The 806-nt window shown below is 71.1% G+C and carries 1 protein-coding gene; it reads right to left on the minus strand.

What is annotated here, in order from left to right; all coding sequences use genetic code 11:
- Positions 1 to 806, minus strand: an 806-nt coding sequence (locus CW362_RS42880) for an integrase core domain-containing protein (protein ID WP_162684464.1), incomplete at both ends; no start/stop codon positions are given.

The raw sequence follows: 806 nt of genomic DNA on the forward strand, positions 1-806 counted from the left end.
TCCCGCGAGGACGGGTCGAAGAACGACAGCGTCTCGTCGTCGATCCGGATGCCGACCTGGCGGCCGCCGAGGATCTCCGCCGCCAGCACCTGGCGACCGCCCAGGCCCACCAGGCCGCAGTTGTTCACGACCCGGTCCACCTCGAACGCCACCCCGTCACCGGCAGGCAGCGGAGCCGGACCGGCCACACGTCCGCCCCGGGCCGTCAGCCGCCCCAGATCCGCCACCGACAGGTGTGAGCGCACGGTCTTGATCCGCGTCCCGGCGATCAGCAGATGGATCACCGATGTGTCCGCCCAGAACGTCACCGTCAGGCCTGCGCGGGACGGGCCGAGCCAGAACTGCTTGCCCGCGACCTGCAGATTCCCACTCGCAGGCACCACCCGCTCGAACTCCACCGGCCCGCCCTCCTCCACCCGCACCGCGACCGGGACCGGATCAGGCGGAGGGGCAGGAACAGGTGCCGCCCCGATCGGATCGGGCACCGCGGCGGGAGCCGTCCGCTGCTGCGGCACCAGCGCCAGCACTCCGGGAATCCTCAGGCCCAGCACGTTCCGATCCGGCTCGGGAACCGGGGCGAACCGGTCGCCCGGGGACTGCATGTCCAGGGCCTGATGCGGCCGGACGGAGTTGTACTCCTCAACCCAGCGATCCAGCGCCGCCTGAGCCTTCTCGATGCTCTCGAACGCTCCGCAGTCGTCGAGGAGTTCGCGCCGCAGTGTCTGATGGAATCGCTCGACCTTGCCCGTCGTGGTCGGCGACGCCGGCTGGGTCAGCCGGTGCGCGATCCCGTTCTCCCGGCAGAT

This window comes from Streptomyces populi (genome assembly GCF_002911015.1).
Taxonomy (GTDB): Bacteria; Actinomycetota; Actinomycetes; order Streptomycetales; family Streptomycetaceae; genus Streptomyces; species Streptomyces populi.